Annotated in this window: 11 protein-coding genes; 5 read left to right on the top strand and 6 right to left on the bottom strand. The window is 65.2% G+C overall.

Annotation, left to right across the window (positions count from 1 at the left end; translation table 11 throughout):
* Positions 1–642: 642 nt before the first annotated feature.
* The 3 genes from nrdF to CYJ17_RS03075 form a co-directional block, all read right to left on the bottom strand.
* Positions 643–1,683, bottom strand: coding sequence for a class 1b ribonucleoside-diphosphate reductase subunit beta (gene nrdF, locus CYJ17_RS03085; RefSeq protein ID WP_268760135.1), 1,041 nt, complete (start codon positions 1,681–1,683; stop codon positions 643–645).
* A gap of 202 nt (positions 1,684–1,885) precedes the next feature.
* Positions 1,886–2,440 carry an NADPH-dependent FMN reductase gene (locus CYJ17_RS03080; RefSeq protein WP_200807162.1) on the bottom strand — a complete coding sequence of 185 codons (555 nt, stop codon included), beginning with the start codon at positions 2,438–2,440 and terminating at the stop codon, positions 1,886–1,888.
* A 93-nt stretch (positions 2,441–2,533) separates the two neighbouring features.
* Positions 2,534–4,357 carry a choice-of-anchor M domain-containing protein gene (locus tag CYJ17_RS03075; protein ID WP_101595650.1) on the bottom strand — a complete coding sequence of 608 codons (1,824 nt, stop codon included), beginning with the start codon at positions 4,355–4,357 and terminating at the stop codon, positions 2,534–2,536.
* A 124-nt stretch (positions 4,358–4,481) separates the two neighbouring features.
* Here CYJ17_RS03075 and CYJ17_RS03070 point away from each other — a divergent pair, with 124 nt between their 5' ends.
* Both CYJ17_RS03070 and CYJ17_RS03065 read left to right on the top strand, forming a co-directional pair.
* Positions 4,482–7,577 (top strand): choice-of-anchor M domain-containing protein, encoded by a 3,096-nt coding sequence (locus CYJ17_RS03070; protein ID WP_087070031.1) that lies wholly within the window; start codon positions 4,482–4,484, stop codon positions 7,575–7,577.
* A gap of 132 nt (positions 7,578–7,709) precedes the next feature.
* Entirely contained in the window at positions 7,710–8,522 is an 813-nt protein-coding gene (locus tag CYJ17_RS03065; protein ID WP_087070032.1) for a carboxymuconolactone decarboxylase family protein, read from the top strand.
* 337 nt (positions 8,523–8,859) lie between these two features.
* Here CYJ17_RS03065 and CYJ17_RS03060 read toward each other — a convergent pair whose 3' ends face one another.
* Together CYJ17_RS03060 and CYJ17_RS03055 are read right to left on the bottom strand one after the other, a co-directional pair.
* Positions 8,860–10,581, bottom strand: a complete 1,722-nt coding sequence (locus CYJ17_RS03060) for an MFS transporter (RefSeq protein ID WP_087070033.1) — start codon at positions 10,579–10,581, stop codon at positions 8,860–8,862.
* Positions 10,582–10,617: 36 nt separating this feature from the next.
* The gene (locus CYJ17_RS03055) at positions 10,618–11,832 is read right to left on the bottom strand and encodes an amidohydrolase (protein WP_035276970.1); all 1,215 of its coding nucleotides are present in this window, start codon (positions 11,830–11,832) and stop codon (positions 10,618–10,620) included.
* A 160-nt stretch (positions 11,833–11,992) separates the two neighbouring features.
* Here CYJ17_RS03055 and CYJ17_RS03050 point away from each other — a divergent pair, with 160 nt between their 5' ends.
* The 3 genes from CYJ17_RS03050 (at position 11,993) to CYJ17_RS03040 (ending at position 14,724) form a co-directional block, all read left to right on the top strand.
* Entirely contained in the window at positions 11,993–12,988 is a 996-nt protein-coding gene (locus CYJ17_RS03050; protein ID WP_087070034.1) for an acrylyl-CoA reductase family protein, read from the top strand.
* A 92-nt stretch (positions 12,989–13,080) separates the two neighbouring features.
* The gene (locus CYJ17_RS03045) at positions 13,081–14,052 is read left to right on the top strand and encodes an L-lactate dehydrogenase (protein WP_087070035.1); all 972 of its coding nucleotides are present in this window, start codon (positions 13,081–13,083) and stop codon (positions 14,050–14,052) included.
* A 15-nt stretch (positions 14,053–14,067) separates the two neighbouring features.
* Positions 14,068–14,724, top strand: a complete 657-nt coding sequence (locus CYJ17_RS03040) for a DNA-3-methyladenine glycosylase (RefSeq protein ID WP_101595647.1) — start codon at positions 14,068–14,070, stop codon at positions 14,722–14,724.
* Here the strand turns inward: CYJ17_RS03040 and pulA are convergent.
* The gene (gene pulA / locus CYJ17_RS03035; protein ID WP_101595644.1) at positions 14,672–17,440 is read right to left on the bottom strand and encodes a pullulanase-type alpha-1,6-glucosidase; all 2,769 of its coding nucleotides are present in this window, start codon (positions 17,438–17,440) and stop codon (positions 14,672–14,674) included. The genes CYJ17_RS03040 and pulA overlap by 53 nt on opposite strands.
* Positions 17,441–17,540 lie beyond the last annotated feature (100 nt).

Below are 17,540 nucleotides of genomic sequence, written 5' to 3'. Positions count from 1 at the left end.
ATTCAACCGACCCCGTCAGCTAAATCGCCTAAACAATTCATGAGCCTAGCACAAAGAGCCGTATTCAATTATTCAGTACCAAAGGTTATATAAACCGCGTAGCAACACGGCTCCCCTCGCGGAGATAACTAACTTTTTATCAGGCCGTTTCAGAATTATTTACTAAGTATTAACCCGCGGCGCCGCGCGGTTTTGAGACGGGCGCTTCGTTGCGCTCGGGCCTGCCTGGCCGCTTTTTCGACGGCGCGGCCGCGCGTCCACCTCGCCATTATGCCGCCCGCACCGGCGTGAATAATAATACTTTTCCGTGACAGTGCGGGCCTTCGCTCACCACCCACACCGCCCGGGCGGTACTAAAGTCCCGTGCCGGCGCGGCGAAAGGGCGGGCATGCGCGCGGTACATTCCCCGATTCACACCGCGCCCCGCCACGTGAATACTTATGTGCCGCCACGGTCCCTACCTGGGGCATCGCTCCGGTAAATGTACCCAATCTCTCGTTTTCTCGGGGCGGCCACCCGCACGCATCACCCGCGCAGTCAGCCGCCCCGATCATCGCACCACAGGTCAGGACCTTTGGGCTACTCGCCTGTGGATTATTTACCTTGGGCTACTCACCTTCTGATACTCAGCTTCGGGCTACTTTAGAAATCCCAATCGTCGTCGGTGGTATCTTCCGATTCCCCAATAATGTAGGAGGAGCCCGAACCGGAGAAGAAATCATGGTTTTCATCGGCTGCCGGGGAAAGCGCGGTAAGGATCTCCGGGCTCACCCGCGTTTCTTCACCGCTGAAGCGTGCCTGGTAGCCAAGGTTCATGAGCGCCTTATTGGCGTTATAGCGGACGAAAATTGCGACGTCGTCCATCAAACCCACGGGCTCGTAAAGTTCACCGGAGTACTCGAGTTCCATCTGGTAGAGCTTTTCGAGCAACCCGTAGGTGAATTCTTCCATTTCCGCGCGCCGCGCCTCGCCGCATTCTTCCAGGCCGCGCTGGTACTTGTACCCGGAGTAGTACCCGTGCACCGCCTTATCGCGCAGGATGAGGCGAATAAGATCCGCGGTATTCATGAGCTTGCCGCGGCAGGACAGGTAGAGGGGCAGGAAGAACCCGGCGTAGAGCAGCAGCGAGGAGAGCAGGGTGGAGGAGACCTTGCGCTTGAGGGGGTCATCGCCCACGTAGTGTTCCAGCACCGCCTTGGCTCGCTGCTGGAGTAGCGGATTATCCACCGCCCAGGTGTAGGCTTCCTCGATCTGGGCGCTCGAGGCCAGGGTGGAGAAAATCGAGGAATACGAGCGCGCGTGCACCGCCTGCATGAAGGCGATATTGGCGTAGACGGCCTGCTCGTGTTCGGTGTGCGCGTCCTGGATCTGGCTAATTTCACCGATGCTGGCCTGCACGGTATCCAGCAGGGTCAGGCCGGTGAAGACCCGCATCACGAGGGTCTGCTCCACCTCGCTCATGCGCTGCCAGGAAGGCAGGTCATTGGAGAGCGGCACCTTTTCCGGCAACCAGAAATTCGCGGTGAGCCGGCGCCACACCTCCAAATCCTTCTCCTCCGGGACGTAATTCCAGTTGATCGGCCGGAAGGGCCCCTCGGGATGCTGGATGTACTGCGGCGGCATAAAGGAACGCAGGGTGTAATGCCGTCCATCAGGTGCGCTCATGACTTCTCCAATTTTCATCAAAACACTAGATATTGTGGTCACTTCAATTTAGACCACTAGATATAGTGTCGCATTGTGGGCACCTAGGACTTAAGGCTCGCCGCAGTGGTGTACGTCATAACGACGACGCCGCACCTTTCCCACCAGCGTTCTGGCCACGAAAAAACACCCCCGAGCCGGCCGGAGCCAACTCGGGGGTGCGCTACGCGATGAGCGAGATTTACTTCTTCTCGACCAGGGCCACGAAGCGGTCAATATAGCCGCGCACGAAGTCCGCGGTATCGGCCTTCAGCTTGCCGGACTCATCGAAGAGTTCCGGGGAACGGCCCAGGAACACTTCGGGCTGCCCGGGCATGGGCATATCGAAGTAGGAAAGCGCCAGGCGCAGGTTCTTCTGCGAGCTGTAGCCGCCCATGCGCCCCACCGAATGGCTGATAATGCCGGCCGGCTTGTTCTTCCAGGCCACATCGCTATTGGGCTTGGAGCCGATGTCCACGGCGTTCTTCAGGCAAGCCGGCACGGTGCGGTTATTTTCCGGCGTGACGAAGAGGATGCCATCGCTGGCCTTAATGGTTTCCCGGAAGCTGGTGTAGCTTTCGGGCAGGGGTACGTCCGTCACAGCTGCGTCGTCGTAATCGAAATTGTAAAGCGGCAGGTGACCGATCTCCACAATCTCCACCTGGTACCCTTCGGGGAAATAGCCGGCCACTTCGCTCGCGATTTTGCGCGCGTAGGAACCGCGCCGCAAACTACCCACCAGAATTGAAATCTTCATAAGTATCCCGCGCTTTTCACTCGTGTATTGACTGGGTGTGCCGCGCCCGGCCGCCGCCACAGGCGCCGAAGCGGACGCTGCCACCATCATAGGCTAGGCCCGCTTGCGGGTGTACAGCACCACCCCACCCACGCAGAGGAGGGCCAGGGTGACCGAGAGCGGGTCGATAACCTCGGAGCCGGAATGGGCGAGGTTATTGCCGAGCTTCTTGCCTTCGCGTTCCAGCTGGGCGATTTGCTCGGCGGAAAGTTCGCAAGGTTGGCCATCCGCGGTGCGGCCTTCCCACACCGTTTCGGTGCCGCCGCCGCTCGAACCGAACCACTGCTGGCCCACCAGCTGCCCGAAGGTACCCGATTCGAATACAGCCATCTTGCCGGGGCCGGACACGCTGGTGACACTCAGGGTGAGCTCGCCGGTGGTCGCTTCGCGGAAGCTGGGATGCTGGGTATTCGCGCCGAGCCACGGCACACCGGAGACCTGGCTGGAGGAAATCATGTAGATGCGCTCGCCGGCGCTCGCCACGAAATCGATGCCGGCCGGGGCGGTGGTGGCCGCGGCCTCCCCCAGCCCGAAGCTCAGGGAAGCCGGGTCAACCCACTGCCCGGAATTATCGTCCTTGACGGCGGCGCGCAGCTGGCCGCCGTCCACCACCGCGCCCAGGTCGTAATGGCCGCTATTGGCGGTGCCACTTCCCCCGACGTTGAAGGTGAGGGTGGTGGTGCTGGACAGGCGGGTGCCGTCCGTTGCGGTGGCGTTGAGAGCCAGGCCCACCGTGTAGGTGCCCGGCTGGGTGAAGACCCAATTGGGGTGCACGTGGGTATTGGCCGGGATTGTATGCGAACCGCTGGCGCCGCCGCTGGCGGCGCGCTCCACCGGGGTGGGGATGCACACCGGCGCGGCGGGCGCTTGCGGGGCTTGGCCGGCCGGAGCTTGAGGCGCTTGAGCCGAGGGTGCCTGCGTAGCGCCGCCGTTCGGCGCCGGGGTGCCGGGCACGCCGTTGGCCCCGCCGTTAGCGCCGTTCCCGCCGTTGGCACCATTGGCACCGTTCGCGCCACTTCCCCCATTGTCAGCTCCCGAGGTGGTTCCGCCGCCCGGAGTAGATGAATCGCCCGGCACGCCAGCGGCGCCGTCGTTCCCACTACCGGAACCACTACCGGAACCACTACCGGAACCACTACCGGAGCCATCGTTATCGTGACCCTGCGCGGCCGCAATCGCCGCGTCGCCCACCGCCCAGGTGTAGGTGCGGGCGGGCGCGGTGAGGGTGCCGGCGGGAGTATCCACTTCGGCGCGGACCGTCATGCGGTAGGTGCCGGGCGCGGAGAAGAGCCAATTGGCGTGCTGGTGCGCGGGTTCAGGCTGGGCGATCACGCTACCCGGCCCCATCTGGAAGCTCGGGGCGCCGCCGGCGTCGCGCAGAATCGGGTTGAGGGTAGCGAAATTCGTTTCCCACAGGAAGACCTTGCCGGGACCTTCGAGCTGCTCCACTACGAAACGCGCCGCGGTGCCGCCGAGCTGGCGTGCCGCACCGGAATCCCAGCCGGGCCATACAATTCCGGGCTGCTGCACCTGGTCGAGCAAAAAGCCGGGCGTACCCAGCTGCGGAACCTCGGCAGATTTGCTAATGAACGTTCGCTCCACTACCCCGATCACGGTTTCTTCGGGGGCGCGCTCCACCCCGGTACCGGTGGCATCTTCCTTGAGATTGAGGGAGATGGTGCCATCCGCCCCGGCGGTGATATTGAAGAGGTCCATATGCCCGGAGGTGAGAACGGTGGGCTGCCCGGCCCCCGCCCCCGCGGGCGCTGCCGGCGCCGGTGCGGCCTGGGCGGCAGGAAGGAATGCTCCCCACCCGGCCAGGAGCGCCGCCATGGCGCCCGCCAGCCCCGCCGCAGCACGCCGTGTGAGTGCTGTCATGACTTTCCTTTCCTTGCGGTACTTGCGCCACCTAGCCTATTTGATAACAATAATGATTATCAATAAGGGGTGATGTGGTTGTCTCTCACCCGGACTGCCGCACACCGAAACGGAAAGAGACAGAATGGCACGACGCCTCCTCGCGGCCCTGGCCGCCGCCGCACTCACCGCCGGGATAGCTCCGGCCGCCGCGGCCGCCCCGGATGACGGAAAGATTGTCACAACGACGGCGCACGTTGACGCCCCCAAGGTTTTTTGGGAAAACGGTACGTTCGTGCTGAAAAACGAAGCCTATGACGAGCTGTATCCGCTGGAGAAGACCGTCAATTGGGTGGGGCGCGGCTACGCGCGCTCCGGCTCGAATCAGGGCGGGCAGCAGTACATTTTCCTGCCCCCGGATAACGAGGCTTACGGGCATCTGCGCAAGGTGGCCGAGCGCTGGTATTCCGCGCCGGGCATGCCCAGCGGCCCCTTCCCTATCTGGGCCGGTTTCGGTGCGGATGCCGCCATTCCGGTGGAGCAATTCCGCAACGGCACCTTCGCGCTAGAGCTGACCAAGTTCGACGGCCCGGGGCGCATGGAAGCCTTCATGACCAATATGGACCTCTACCTCCCGCTGTTCTCCAGCCACGAGACGGGGCGGCGAGTCTCCTACCTGGTGCCCGGCAGCCACACCCATAACGAGACCGCTTTTACCAAGCCGGGGCGCTACACCCTGACCTACCGCGCCATCGCGCGCGGGGTGGACGGCAAGATTATCGCCTCGCAGGAGATTCCGTTTGTATGGCAGGTGGGTGGCACCCGCCCGGCCAAAGAGGCGGGCCCCGATCTGGCTACCGCGTTCAATGCTGCCCCCACCGGGGATACCTCCGGTTACCGTTTCTCCCTCGCCCCGTACGAGGGCCGCGAGCATGACGCGGATGACCAGCTCACCGAACTGCGTTTCGATGCCGGTTCGGAAACGGTAGCGGGGAAGGTGCAGTTCTTCCTGGATGGTTACTTCTTGGCTGAAGTCCCGGTGGAGAAGGGGAAGGCGCGCTGGGCGGAGATGATCGGCTCGGGCGCCTCGAATTTCCAGGCGGTTTTCGTGCCCGCCGCCCCGGGAACGCAGGGCGCGGCCGGCGCGCCCAAGGCCGACGACGCAGCCAATTCGGCTCCCGGCGCTCAGGCCACCACCGGGGCCCGCTGGATATCCGCCCCGGTCTCCTACACCTTCGGGGCGGCCGAGGCCGGCACCTCGGAGAGCGCCGCGCAGCTGCCTGAACCCCATTCGCAGGACCCGGCGCCGGCCATGGAGGGCGGGGAGTATACGCCGTCGTCCTTCGATTACACGGTACGCACGGAAAAGACGGCCACCGGAAACGTGACCACCTCGGTTGCTTTCGCGGATCCGAAGGTGCGCGCGTACGTGCACGGCGGCTACTACGCGAAACCGGAGGATAAGTACCCCGATTGCGAAGTGAATATGGTGACGGATTCGCGCGGCGTGGCCACCGTGACCCAGGGCGATTCCTGGTGCGAGGGCTACCATCTCAAGCTCAGCATCGACCCGCATCCGGAAGTGAATATGAGCGCGGCGGCGGACGTGCGTTTTGGCACCATGGATTTGAGCGCCCCGCAAAGCTATTCCGGGCGGCTCGCCGCGGCTCCCGCGATTGGTACCGGTACCCAGCCAGCCCCCGCACCGCAACCTGAACCGGCGCCGGGGCCAGGACCAAATCCCGCGCCGAACCCGGGTCCGAATCCTGCGCCAAACCCGAACCCGGGACCAAACCCCGGCCCGAATCCGCCTGCGCCGGCGCCCACACCTTCTGTGTCGCCTAGCGCTCCCGCACCAGCTCCCGCACCGCAGCCTGCCCCGTCGCGCACCATTTTGCGCCGCGGCCACGTGGATCTGCAGGCGGTGCCGGGTGAGGGCGGCCCGGGTGTCACCCTCAAGGACGATACCCTCGAGCACGCCACCACCTCGGTGCAGCGCGATGTGAGCACGGTGGCGCTGGCGGTTCCTGATTCGGCGAAGTCCCCGCGGGCGAAGGGCGCGGCTTTTGATTTCCTCGGCGCGGAGGGCGAGCGGATCTACCAGCTGCCCCAGAACTGGGATCGTTCGCATATTTGGCCCGGGTGGTCCACAGAGAGCTACCGCAAGCCCACGCGTTTCCACGTGGAGCCGGAGTCGATTCCGGCGGGCGCGCAGTATCACGCCTACGCGCTGAGCGGCTTCGGGAACGTGGATCGGCTTTTCGACGCCTCGAGCACAGCCCTTGACCTGCCCGATCCCACGCACCAGCACGCCGGTTGGGCCTTCACGCAGCCGGGCGTGTACGTGCTGCGGGTGTGGTACGACGACGCCGCAGCCGCGCCGGAAGCTTCCGGCGCGGGCGGGGCCAATCGGGCGGGCCGCCTAGTGTTCTTGGTCGGGGATGAGACGATCGCCGGTTACGAGCAGGGCACCGTGAGCATCCCCGGCGATCCCGCCGCTCCCGAACCGGGCGGTGCGGATCATCCCTCCGCGGATCCGAATCCGGGCGGCAACCCCGGCGGCACGCCGAATCCGGGCGGCAACCCCGGAGGTAACCCTGGTGGCAACCCGGGCGGCACCGTTAATCCGGGTGGTGCGCCCACGCCGGGCGCCACTCCCGCACCGCAACCGTCGGCCACACCTGGAACCCCGGGGGATATTAGCACGCAGAAACCAACTTCGCAGCCGGGTATCCCCGGCATGGGAAATAATCCCGGAAATAAGCCGCTAACCCCGGCCGGGCCGCCCGCGCCCGCCCCACTTCCGGAGAATCCCGGGGCAAAGGTGCTGCCGCCGAGCGGCAACGCACCGCTCGGCCCCGGTGGCGGAGCCACCCTCACGGGTACCCAGGTAGTTGGCGCACCGCAGTCCGGTGGCGGCGGGGCACCGCGCCCCCTTTCCCCCGCTCCGGCGAAGGCCGGTGGGCCGGCAGCCAGGAAAGCGGCGGCCCCCTCCGCTACGCCGTCGGCGAGTGCCACGCCCGGTGCTGGCACGCCCTCCGGTTCCGCCTTCGTTGGCATGCCCAATGGCGTGGCGGGCCAGGGTAACCAGGCGGCTGCCGGTGCGAATGCGGACGCTTCGGCGAGCGGCTGGGATCGGAGCATTAAGCTGAGCACCCTGGCGAAGATCATGGGCGTGATCGCTTTGTGTGCCCTGTGCCTGGGCGGCGGCGTCGCCCTGGAACGCCACCGGCGCAAGTAACGCACCTATGAACGGACCGGGCCACTAAGGCTCGCCCCTACACCCCGGCGCACCCGAGACCGGATGCGCCGGGGTGTAGTCTGTTTTTGGCTGGGCAAAGGCGTCGGCCATACGTGAAGGAGATGATCTCAGGTGAGTGAGAAGATTACCCAAACCGCGGGCCGTGACCAGCTGGGAGATTTTGCCCCGCTTTTTGCCGAGCTCAATGACGATGTTCTTTTTGGGCGGGTGTGGAATCAACCCGCGCTATCTCTCAAAATGAAGTGCGTGGTCACGGTGGTGGCTCTCATGGCCTCCGGGATCACGGATTCTTCGCTGCGCTATCACCTGGAGAACGCCAAGAATCACGGGGTGACCCGGGAGGAGATCGCTGCGATTATCACGCATGCGGCCATGTATGTGGGTTGGCCGAAGGCCTGGGCGGTTTTCAATCTGGCGAAGGACGTGTGGAGTATTGACACCGAGGTTGCGGGTGCGGATGGTAGTGATGGCGCCAATCCTGGCACGGATACGCTAAGTGCCAAGGAACGCCACGCGCGCGAATGCCTCTTCCCCATCGGTGCACCCAATGACGGTTTCGCCCAGTATTTCATCGGGCAGAGCTACCTCGCGCCGGTTTCCACCAGCCAGGTTCCCATGTACAACGTGACGTTCGAGCCGGGTTGCCGCAATAACTGGCATATTCACCACGCCTCCAGCGGCGGCGGCCAGATCCTTATCTGCGTGGCCGGCCGCGGATTCCACCAAGCCTGGGGCCAGCCGGTGGAAGAAATGCTGCCCGGGGATGTGATCAACGTTCCGGCGGGCACCAAGCACTGGCACGGGGCCGCGCCCGATAGCTGGTTCTCCCACCTCGCTGTGGAAGTTCCCGGCACGGATACCTCCAACGAGTGGCTTGAGCCGGTGAGCAATGCGGAGTATGCGCGGCTGACTGCGCGAGGCTGACCGCCCAAAATTCACACCTCATCCATCGAAGATTACCGGGCGGGTGGTATTTTTCTGAGCTGTACTTCGCATGTACGACATATGCATTACAGCTCTGAAAACACATGCCTCCCCCGCAGGGTGTGATGTGATTATTGAGGTCAGTGGGAAAATACCATCATCGGGATTGCCACGTGAGGAATCTGGACCGCTTCGAAAGCACATCAGCATTAACGGGGTGTGGGTGCGCACCGCAGAGATCTGCAATACGCACCCACACCTATGTAAATATGCCTACGCGTGCGGCAGTCACACCCGCCGCCCGCGCACCCGCTCCGCGAGCGCGCCGCGCGAAGAACTACGCCTTCTGCTTCTCCACCAGGGCCTGCAAAGCCTTGGTGTCCAAGCCGGAGAGTTCGTCCACGAGCAGCTGGCGCTCCAAGCGCTGGAGATCGCGCAGCGGCAGCTCGGACAGGCGCGCGATAATCTCCTGGCGCTCGTCGTCCGGGGCGAGCTGCGGGGCCGGAGCCGCGCTGGGAGCCGAAGCACCCGCGGTGGCAGAGCCCCCACCCTTGGGTACCGTCGTCGTAATAGAAACAATGGCGAGCAGCAAGAACACCAAAGAAACACCCAAGGCGACCATCGCGGCCAGGCGAATCGAGGAGTTATCCGTACGCCCGGACATCGCGATCACGTCCGGCACCGGGGCGCCCTGCAGCCCGTAGAAGACCGCCAGCGAAATCGCGGTACCGATCGCCCCACCCAGCGAGGAGGCCATCTTGTAGATACCCGAACCGGAACCGGCCTGGGACGCCGGCAGGTTCGAGAGCGCCGCGTCCGTGGACGGGGTGGCGTAGAAGGCCAGGCCCAGACCGAAGAGGCAGTAGGCGATTACCGCCATGAGCACGTACTGGCCGATAAGCAGGTGCGTGGTCATGAGCAGCCCGCAGGCCACGATGGTAATGAGGCAGCCCCAGATCATCGGCTTGCGCGGCCCGAAACGCTGGAGGAGTTTCTCGCCGATACGGATGAAGGCGATAATGCACACGCCGTAGCCCAGCGACAGCAGGCCGGCATCGAACGCGGTGTAGAGCGAGCCGTCCGCCTTGTGCCCGGCCAGCTGGATGACCTGCTGGCTAATAATGAGCATGCCGATGGTGCCGTTCACCAGGAAGTTGGAGATCGTGGCACCCGTGAAGGTGGTGTTCTTGAAAAGCGCGAAATCAATGAAGGGGTTCGCCTGCTTGCGTTCCCACCCGAAGAAGAGCGCGTAAGAAACCACCGCGAGCGCGGTGAGCAGGAGCGTTGCCGCGCTGCCCCAGCCGAGTTTCGAGCCGTAGAGCAGCACGATCATGAGCCCGAGGGTACCGGCGATGAAGAGCACCAGGCCGATGGCGTCGAAGCTCTTGCGCGGGCCGGTGCTTTCCACCCGGTTTTCCGGGGTGCCCAGGATCATGAGGAAGGCGAGCACGGAAATAATAATCGAGGCGATGAAGATTCCGCGCCAGCCCACGAATTGCACCACGGTGCCCCCGAAGATCGCGGCCAGGCCGGAGCCACCCCAGGAACCAATCGACCACATGGACACCGCGCGCTGGCGGGCCGGGCCATCCCAGTAGGCCTTCACGAGGGCCATCGAGGCCGGCATAATGCAGGCCGCGCCCAGGCCCTGGATCGCGCGCCCGGTCAGCAGCAGCGGCAGCGCCACGCCCCCGGCCGCGAAAATGAGCAGCAGCGAACCGGCTGCGTTGAGCACAATCCCGAGGAGGGTAATACGTACGCGCCCGATTTTATCGGCCAGGCCGCCCATGAGCACCATGAAGAGGCCGGAGAACAGGCCGGTAATGGACACCGCGAGGTTCATCCCGGCCGCGTCCACGTTACCGAGGTCCTCCATAATATTGGGTGCCACGGTGGCGGCAGTTCCGGCAAACAGCCAGAAGGTCACCACCGCGAGGACGATGCCCCACAGCAGTTTTTCGGTGCCGCGGTAGCCGGTTTCTTGCGGCGGGTTACCGGCCGGCGCCGTGCCAGCCTGCGCCGTACCGGCCGGCGCCTTTGCGCCATTGGTGGTAGCCATAGTTTTATCCTTTGTCATCGTGGAAATGTGGTCCCGCTAGTCCCGCGCCAGCCAGGCGAGCGCGGCAACGGCCGCGGCTTCGGTGCCGGTGGCGAGGGTGGGTTGGAGAACCGGCCCGAAGGCGGGGTTGTGATTGGGGTAGGTGGGCGCGCCTTCCGCGAAACCACCGAAGCCCCAGTAGGTGTAGGGAATCCCGAAGGCGTCCGGGATCACGCTGAAATCTTCGGAAGCCGATACTTCGCCGCAGTCCATCACGCGCTCTTCCCCGAAGTGTGCCAGGAATGCCTGGGTGACCTTGGCGGTAGTTGCGTCGTCGTTATTAGTAAGCGGGTAGGAATCGTAGATCTCAAATTCCGGTGCCTGCGGGGCGCGGGCCGCTTCGCATTCGGCCGTGACGGTGCGCTTAATGCCATCGAGGAGCTGTTCGCGCACGTCCATGTCGTACGCGCGAATATTAATAAGCAGGGTGGCCGTGTCCGGAATAATATTTGATTTGCTTCCGGCGTGGATGGAACCCACGGTCAGCACCGCCATCTTGAAGGGATTAATTTCGCGCGCCACCACGCTCTGGAGCCGGGTCACCACGGCGGCGGCCAGCACTACCGGGTCGATACTCAGATGCGGCATGGAGCCGTGCGAGCCCTTCCCGTGCAGCGTCACCTTAACGGAAGCGCCGGTGGAAAGAATCGCCCCGGCGTGGGTGCCGACCTGCCCCGCGCGCATCGGCCCGGCCAGCACGTGCTGCCCCAGAGCCACATCCGGCGCCGGAATCTTATCGACCAGGCCGTCGGCCACCATGGAGCGCGCCCCGGCCGCGGTTTCTTCCCCGGGCTGGAACAGCGCGATATAGGTGCCGGCCCAGGCCTCGCGGTTTTCCGCGAAAATACGGGCCGCGCCCAGGGCGCAAGAAATATGGAAATCGTGGCCGCAGGCGTGCATGGCCGGGACTTCATTGCCGTCCGCGTCCGTGCGCGTCTGCGTGGATGCGTATTCGAGCCCGGTCGCTTCCTTGACCGGGAGCCCGTCAATATCGGCGCGGAACAGCACCGCGGGCCCCTCCCCGTTTTCCAGCACACCGACGACGCCGCCGCCGATCCGCTGCGTTGCGTACCCGAGGCGCGTCAGTTCCGCGTCGATAGTGTCACACGTTTCTTTTTCCTGCATAGAAAGTTCGGGATGCTGATGCAGGTGGACATAAAGCTCTTCTTGCCAGGAGGTGAAAGAATCCACCGCCTCTTTAATGTTGATCATGAATCACCTTTCCGCCAGGATAGGGCGGGACCGCCATCGTTGCGAATGCGTGGAAGTAGCGGCCGGCCCTATCTGCGCCTTGTGCCCGGCTCACGCGCCGGGTCTACTTCAGATAGTAGCGGTAAAAGCACCTCGCGTGCCGCGCCGGTACGCTTAATGCATGGCTACTATTTTTGTGCGGTGCGACGACGCAGCCGCGCCCACGCTCACTTTCGATACTCAGGCCGGTGGAGCGAATGCAGCTCCGTTCGGGGAAGGCGATGTTCTCCTCGATATTTCCTGGTCCTCCCTCAACTACAAAGATGCGCTGTGCTTGAAAGGGGATCGGGGTGTGGCTAGGGTCAGCCCGCTTATTCCCGGTATTGACGCGGTGGGGACGGTGCGGGAGGCCGGCCCGGATAGCCCGGTGCGCCCGGGGCAGCTGGTCAGTGTGAACGGGGCGGGCCTGGGTGAATTCCGGCACGGGGGTTACACCCCGCAGCTGCTGGTGCCCGGGGAGGCCTGCGTGCCGGTGCCGGAAGTTTTTAGTGCCGCGCAGGCGGCGGCCCTGGGAACGGCGGGGTATACGGCGGCGCTGTGCGTGCTAGCGCTTAGTGATCACGCGGTGAAGGCCGGCCCCGTTGTGGTAACCGGGGCGAGCGGCGGGGTCGGGAGTATTGCGCTCCACCTCCTCGCGCGACTTGGCTATGAGCCGGTGGCGCTGACCGGGCGGGCGGAGCGCTTCGGGGATTTCTTGCGCGGGCTCGGGGCCAGCGAGGTGCTTGAGCGCTCGGAATTCGAGGAACCTTCCGCCCGGCCGCTACAGAAGGCCCGCTTTGCGGGCGGGGTGGATACCGTGGGCGGGCAGGTGCTCGCGAATCTGCTGGCGCAAATCCGCTGGGGCGGGACGGTGGCCGCCTGCGGCCTGGCCGGCGGAACCGCGCTGCCCACCACGGTGCTGCCTTTTATTTTGCGGGGCGTCACTCTGGCCGGGGTGGATTCGGTACGGGCCCCGCGCGAGCTGCGCCTGCGCGCCTGGGAGCTGCTGGCCGAGCACGTGGATACGGGCGTGCTCGATTCCCTCACCCACGTTATTGAGCTGGAGGAGGTTCCCGCAGCTGGGCGCGAGCTGCTGGCCGGTCAGCGTTACGGGCGCACGGCGGTGCGGGTCAGCTAAGGGCGGGGCAGCTCAGGACGGTGGTGCCGCGGGCCGGCGAACGGCCCGTAGCCCCGGCTTGGCGCATCCCGCACCGGCTAAAATAATGAAATATGATTGACCAGCGCACTGAAGGCTCAAAGGTTTCTATTATTGGCGCCGGGGCGGTGGGCACCTCCCTCGCCTACGCCATGCTCATTAAAGGCGTGGCCCGGCATGTTGTTCTCCAAGATATCAACGCACAAAAAGTGCATGCCGAAGCTCTCGATCTTATGCACGGCGGCCAGTTCATGCCGACCGCCAAAATTGAGGGCACCGATAACGTAGAGGCCACCGCGGATTCCGATGTTATCGTCATTACCGCCGGGGCACGCCAGCGGCCGGGCCAGTCCCGCTTGGACCTTGCGGGCGCGAGTGTGGCGATGATGCGCTCCATTGTTCCCCCACTTGTTGAGCTCTCCCCCAACGCGATTTTCGTCGTCGTCGCCAATCCTGTGGACGTGGTCACCCAAGCCGTCCTCAAAATCTCCGGGCTGCCGCCCGCGCGCGTTTTCGGGACCGGTACCGTGCTGGATTCTTCGCGGCTGCGCCAGCTCATTTCGCAGAAGTTCCACGTGGCGACCTCGAATGTGCACGCCTATATGTGCGGCGAACACGGGGATTCCGAGACTCCCATGTGGTCGATGGCATCGATTTCCACGGTGCCGATCCGCGAATGGGAGCTGCGTTCCGGCCCGGTCACCGATGAACTCCTCGACGGTATCGCCGACCGCGTCATCAACGCCGCCTACGAAGTGATCGAAGGGAAGGGCTCCACGAATTACGCCATCGGGTTGGCGGCCTCCCGGATTATCCAGGCGGTGCTGCGCGACGAACGCGTGGTGCTTTCCGTCTCCCGGCTCATGACCGGGTGGAACGGGATTTCCGGGGTGTGCATGTCCGTGCCCACCATCGTGGGGGCGCGCGGCGCGATCCGGCAGATCGATATGAAGCCCTCGGATGCGGAACTGGAATCCCTGCGGGCCAGCGCCGCGCAGATTCGCGAGGCTCTTTCCAACCTCGAGGGTATGGGCGACGACGCCTAGGAGGCTGCAGGCATCGTGTCAGCAAGCGTCGCGGATCTGAGCCGGCCGGCTGATGAGCTGGCCCCGCTGCTGCTGGGCGCGGTGGTGGGCGACGGCACCGTGGCGGTGCGCCTCACCGAGGTGGAAGCCTACCTCGGGGCGGAGGACCCTGCCTCGCATGCTTTCGCCGGGCCCACCCCGCGCGCCCGGGTCATGTTCGGGCCACCCGCCCACCTCTATGTCTATCTCAGCTACGGCATCCATCGCATCGGCAATATCGTCTGCGGGACGGATGGCCAGGCCAGCGCGGTACTTTTGCGCGCCGGCGAGGTCGTGGCCGGGCTGGAGGAAGCCCTGCGGCGCCGAACCCGGCCCGGGGCCGCTCCGCCCGCGCGCCAGGGCCTGGCGCGCGGGCCGGGCAACTTGGGCCAGGTGCTAGCTTTGGATACCTCCATGAGCGGGCTGCCGCTGACGGTGCGGGATGCGGAGGGCGGGGTGCTCGCTCCCGCCGGATTGGCGGGGCGGGCGCTGTGGCTGGAGTTGCCGCCGGCGCCGCTGCCCTACCGGGCGGGTCCCCGCATCGGGATTTCCCGAAATAAAGAGGCACCGTTGCGCTTCTGGCTGCCCGGGGATCCCACCGTCAGCGGGCGGCATTCAGCAGGAAGACCGCGACGGAGCGCGCTGGCACAGTAACGGTGCCGCTGATAAGCGCGGCGGCGCGAACTGCGTCGTCGTACCCATGAAGCTGAATGGGCGAAAGCTCATAGGTTTCCGTGACGCCCTCGATTTTTTCCGTGATGGGGCGCGGGGAGGCGTTGAAGGCGATGATGATGCCGGCGAGCTGCGGGTCGATATCCGGGCCGGCGGTGTCGTCGATGCGCATGATAATGAGGCCAGGGGTGGCGCCCCGCCCGCCGTTGGGGAAACTCACTTTCGCGCGGATGAGCTCCGCGCTTCCCAGGGTGATGAGCGGGCTGGAATGGCGCAGGCGCAGCAGGTCGCGGGCAATGGCACTCGCGCGGGTGATCTGTTCCGGGCTGGGGCGCAGTTCGGGGCGCGCCAGCAGCGGCCGGATGACCGGCCAGGATGCTTCGTTGCGGCTGGCGGGCGGGAGGCCCACCCCAAAATTATTGCTCTGCCCGGAGAAATCCAGGCGGTTGAAATGGTCCCCGGAATTATAGGAATCCCGATCCAGGGACTTCGAGCGGAGCAGCTCGGTGCCCGCGTGCCAGAAAGCCGGGGCCTGGCCGAGCGCCACCGTAGCCAGGGCGAGCAGCGCCATCCGGATGCGGTCATCGGTGCACAGGGAGAGCGGCAGTTTGTAGGCGCCAATATCCCACAGGGTTTCGTTATCGTGCGCGTCCACGTAGTTGACGGCTTCCTGGGGTTGGGAGGCGAAACCGGCGGGCCGCCCGCCGTAATCCAGCTCAGCGCCGCTTCTCCACTCCCCGGTGTGGGTGCGGAAGCGAAAATCGCGCAGGGCACCGGCCAGGGAGAGTTTAACCAGGTCAGTGGCGTGCCCGAGGCGTGCGCGATTCTCCTCCGGAGAGCACGGGCTGTTGCCATTCGGGTCGGTGAACAGGCCGGTCCCGTAGCCCTGGTGGTGGCGTTTATCGGAATCGAAAGGCCCGCCGCCGTGGACGGCATCGCGCAGGCGATCATTGAAGGCCCCGATCCCGGTGCCGTTCAGCTCCAGCTGGGTGGCCTGGCGGAAACGCGCGTTATCGGCCACCTCCCCGAAATTCCAGCCCTCCCCGTAGAGGTAGATACGCGCGCCGTCGATACCGTCGCGCTCCACCGTGAGGGCATCGAGAGCTGCCCGCACCGCCTCCATATTTGCCCGCGTATGGTGGCCCATGAGGTCGAAACGGAAACCGTCCACGCGATAGTACTTGGCCCACAGCACCACCGCATCGACCATGAGTTTTTCCGCCATGAGATTTTCGGTCGCCACATTCGGGCAGCACGTCGAGGTTGCGACGGTGCCGCGCGCGTCCAGCCGGTAATAGTACCCGGGCACCACTTTATCGAGGACAGAGGCCGGCGCCCCGCCCGCTGCGGCCGTGTGGTTGTAGACCTGATCTAGTACGACGCCGAGGCCAGCCGCATGCAGCCCTCCCACCATGGCACGGAACTCTTCGATGCGCGCCCCGCCATTGGGCTCTACTGCGTAGCTACCTTCCGGTGCCAGGTAGTGGAACGGATCGTAGCCCCAGTTATAGGCATCGGAATCCGCCACCGCGCTCACGGCCTGCTGCTGGGCCGGGGAATCCGGGGCGGCCGGCGGGATCCGCGGGATCTTCTGGTTCTCGGGGCGTTCGGGAATAGTGGCGATATCGAAGGTGGGGAGGAGGTGAACGGTGGTCATCCCGGCCGCCGCCAGGGCGCGCAGGTGGCGCATCCCGGCCGAATCCGGCAGCGTGAACGCACCGTATTTTCCGCGCAGGTGCTCGGGCACGGTGGGATCCGACATTGAAAAATCGCGCACGTGCAGCTCATAAATGGTGTGGGCGGCCGGGTTAGTGAGGGTGCGCTGCGGTGCAGTGCGCCACAGCTCTGGATGGTAGGCCGGGTCTCCTAAATCCACGAAGACGGCGCGCTCGGAATCCACCGTGAGGGCCACCGCGTAGGGGCCGGTCACCCGGTAGGTCACCACGGTGCCCGCCCGGGGTTCCACAACCTCGACCTCGAAAAGATAGCTGGCGTTCTTCCAGGCCGGGGTGCCATGCGCGTGCCAGATACCCAGCCCATCGCGGGTCATGGCGTGCGTGGTGGTGCGCGAGGCGGCGGCGCGGGTGGCGTCGCACGTGGCGGGGCTAGCGGTGCACGCAGCGGCGCCAGTGACGGGGCCAGCGGGCCCCGCACCAGCGCCGTCGCCCGCACCCGTCACCGCAATACGAACCTGGCGGGCGGTGGGCGCCCACAGTGCCACCGCGGGCGCATCCCCGTTCCACGTGACCCCGAGCTTTTCCTTGCGGGCACCCGCGTAAAGATCATCAATCATCCCGGCAATCTGCACCCCGGTCAGAGCGTTCAGTTCACCGGAGCCACTACGACGCGCCACCAGGAGCTGCCCGCGCAGGGCCTCGCGCAGCCGGTGGGAAGGCACGCCGCTCAGGCGCAACGCGGCATAGCCGGCCAGATGGGCGCGCGTGGGAATGGCCGCGGCCGGGATACCGCCCGGGTCCACCGTGAGGGCGCAAAGCCGCTTGACGCCGAGCTGTTCTGCGCTCCTATCGCCACGCGCACTGCCCCCGAGCACCCCAGCCCCATCCGGGCAGGCCCACAGCTCAAAGCTGTCGCCCTCCGCGATCTGCTCCGCGGACCAGGCAATCAACGAGCGGTTAACCGATTGCGCGAGGAACTCCCCGGAGCCGAAAAGCGCCTCAGAACTCCAGTGGTGGGTCATGGTGATCTCCTGTGATCGGCAACATGGGAGCGGTGCGGATACGCGCGGGGACGGTGCGTGAACGGCGCCCGTAGGGAGGGGCAATGCGCGGCCAGTTTAT

Origin of the sequence: Actinotignum timonense, assembly GCF_002860685.3 — a bacterium.
Classification (GTDB): Bacteria; Actinomycetota; Actinomycetes; order Actinomycetales; family Actinomycetaceae; genus Actinotignum; species Actinotignum timonense.
This window is presented reverse-complemented; position numbering and strand designations above follow the sequence as displayed.

Excerpts from the sequence above, each read along its gene's own strand:
- nrdF (WP_268760135.1), bottom strand. The coding sequence starts at position 1,683 with ATGAAAATTGGAGAAGTCATGAGCGCACCTGATGGACGGCATTACACC.
- CYJ17_RS03080 (WP_200807162.1), bottom strand. The coding sequence starts at position 2,440 with ATGAAGATTTCAATTCTGGTGGGTAGTTTGCGGCGCGGTTCCTACGCG.
- CYJ17_RS03075 (WP_101595650.1), bottom strand. The coding sequence starts at position 4,357 with ATGACAGCACTCACACGGCGTGCTGCGGCGGGGCTGGCGGGCGCCATG.
- CYJ17_RS03070 (WP_087070031.1), top strand. The coding sequence starts at position 4,482 with ATGGCACGACGCCTCCTCGCGGCCCTGGCCGCCGCCGCACTCACCGCC.
- CYJ17_RS03060 (WP_087070033.1), bottom strand. The coding sequence starts at position 10,581 with ATGGCTACCACCAATGGCGCAAAGGCGCCGGCCGGTACGGCGCAGGCT.
- CYJ17_RS03055 (WP_035276970.1), bottom strand. The coding sequence starts at position 11,832 with ATGATCAACATTAAAGAGGCGGTGGATTCTTTCACCTCCTGGCAAGAA.
- CYJ17_RS03050 (WP_087070034.1), top strand. The coding sequence starts at position 11,993 with ATGGCTACTATTTTTGTGCGGTGCGACGACGCAGCCGCGCCCACGCTC.
- CYJ17_RS03045 (WP_087070035.1), top strand. The coding sequence starts at position 13,081 with ATGATTGACCAGCGCACTGAAGGCTCAAAGGTTTCTATTATTGGCGCC.
- pulA (WP_101595644.1), bottom strand. The coding sequence starts at position 17,440 with ATGACCCACCACTGGAGTTCTGAGGCGCTTTTCGGCTCCGGGGAGTTC.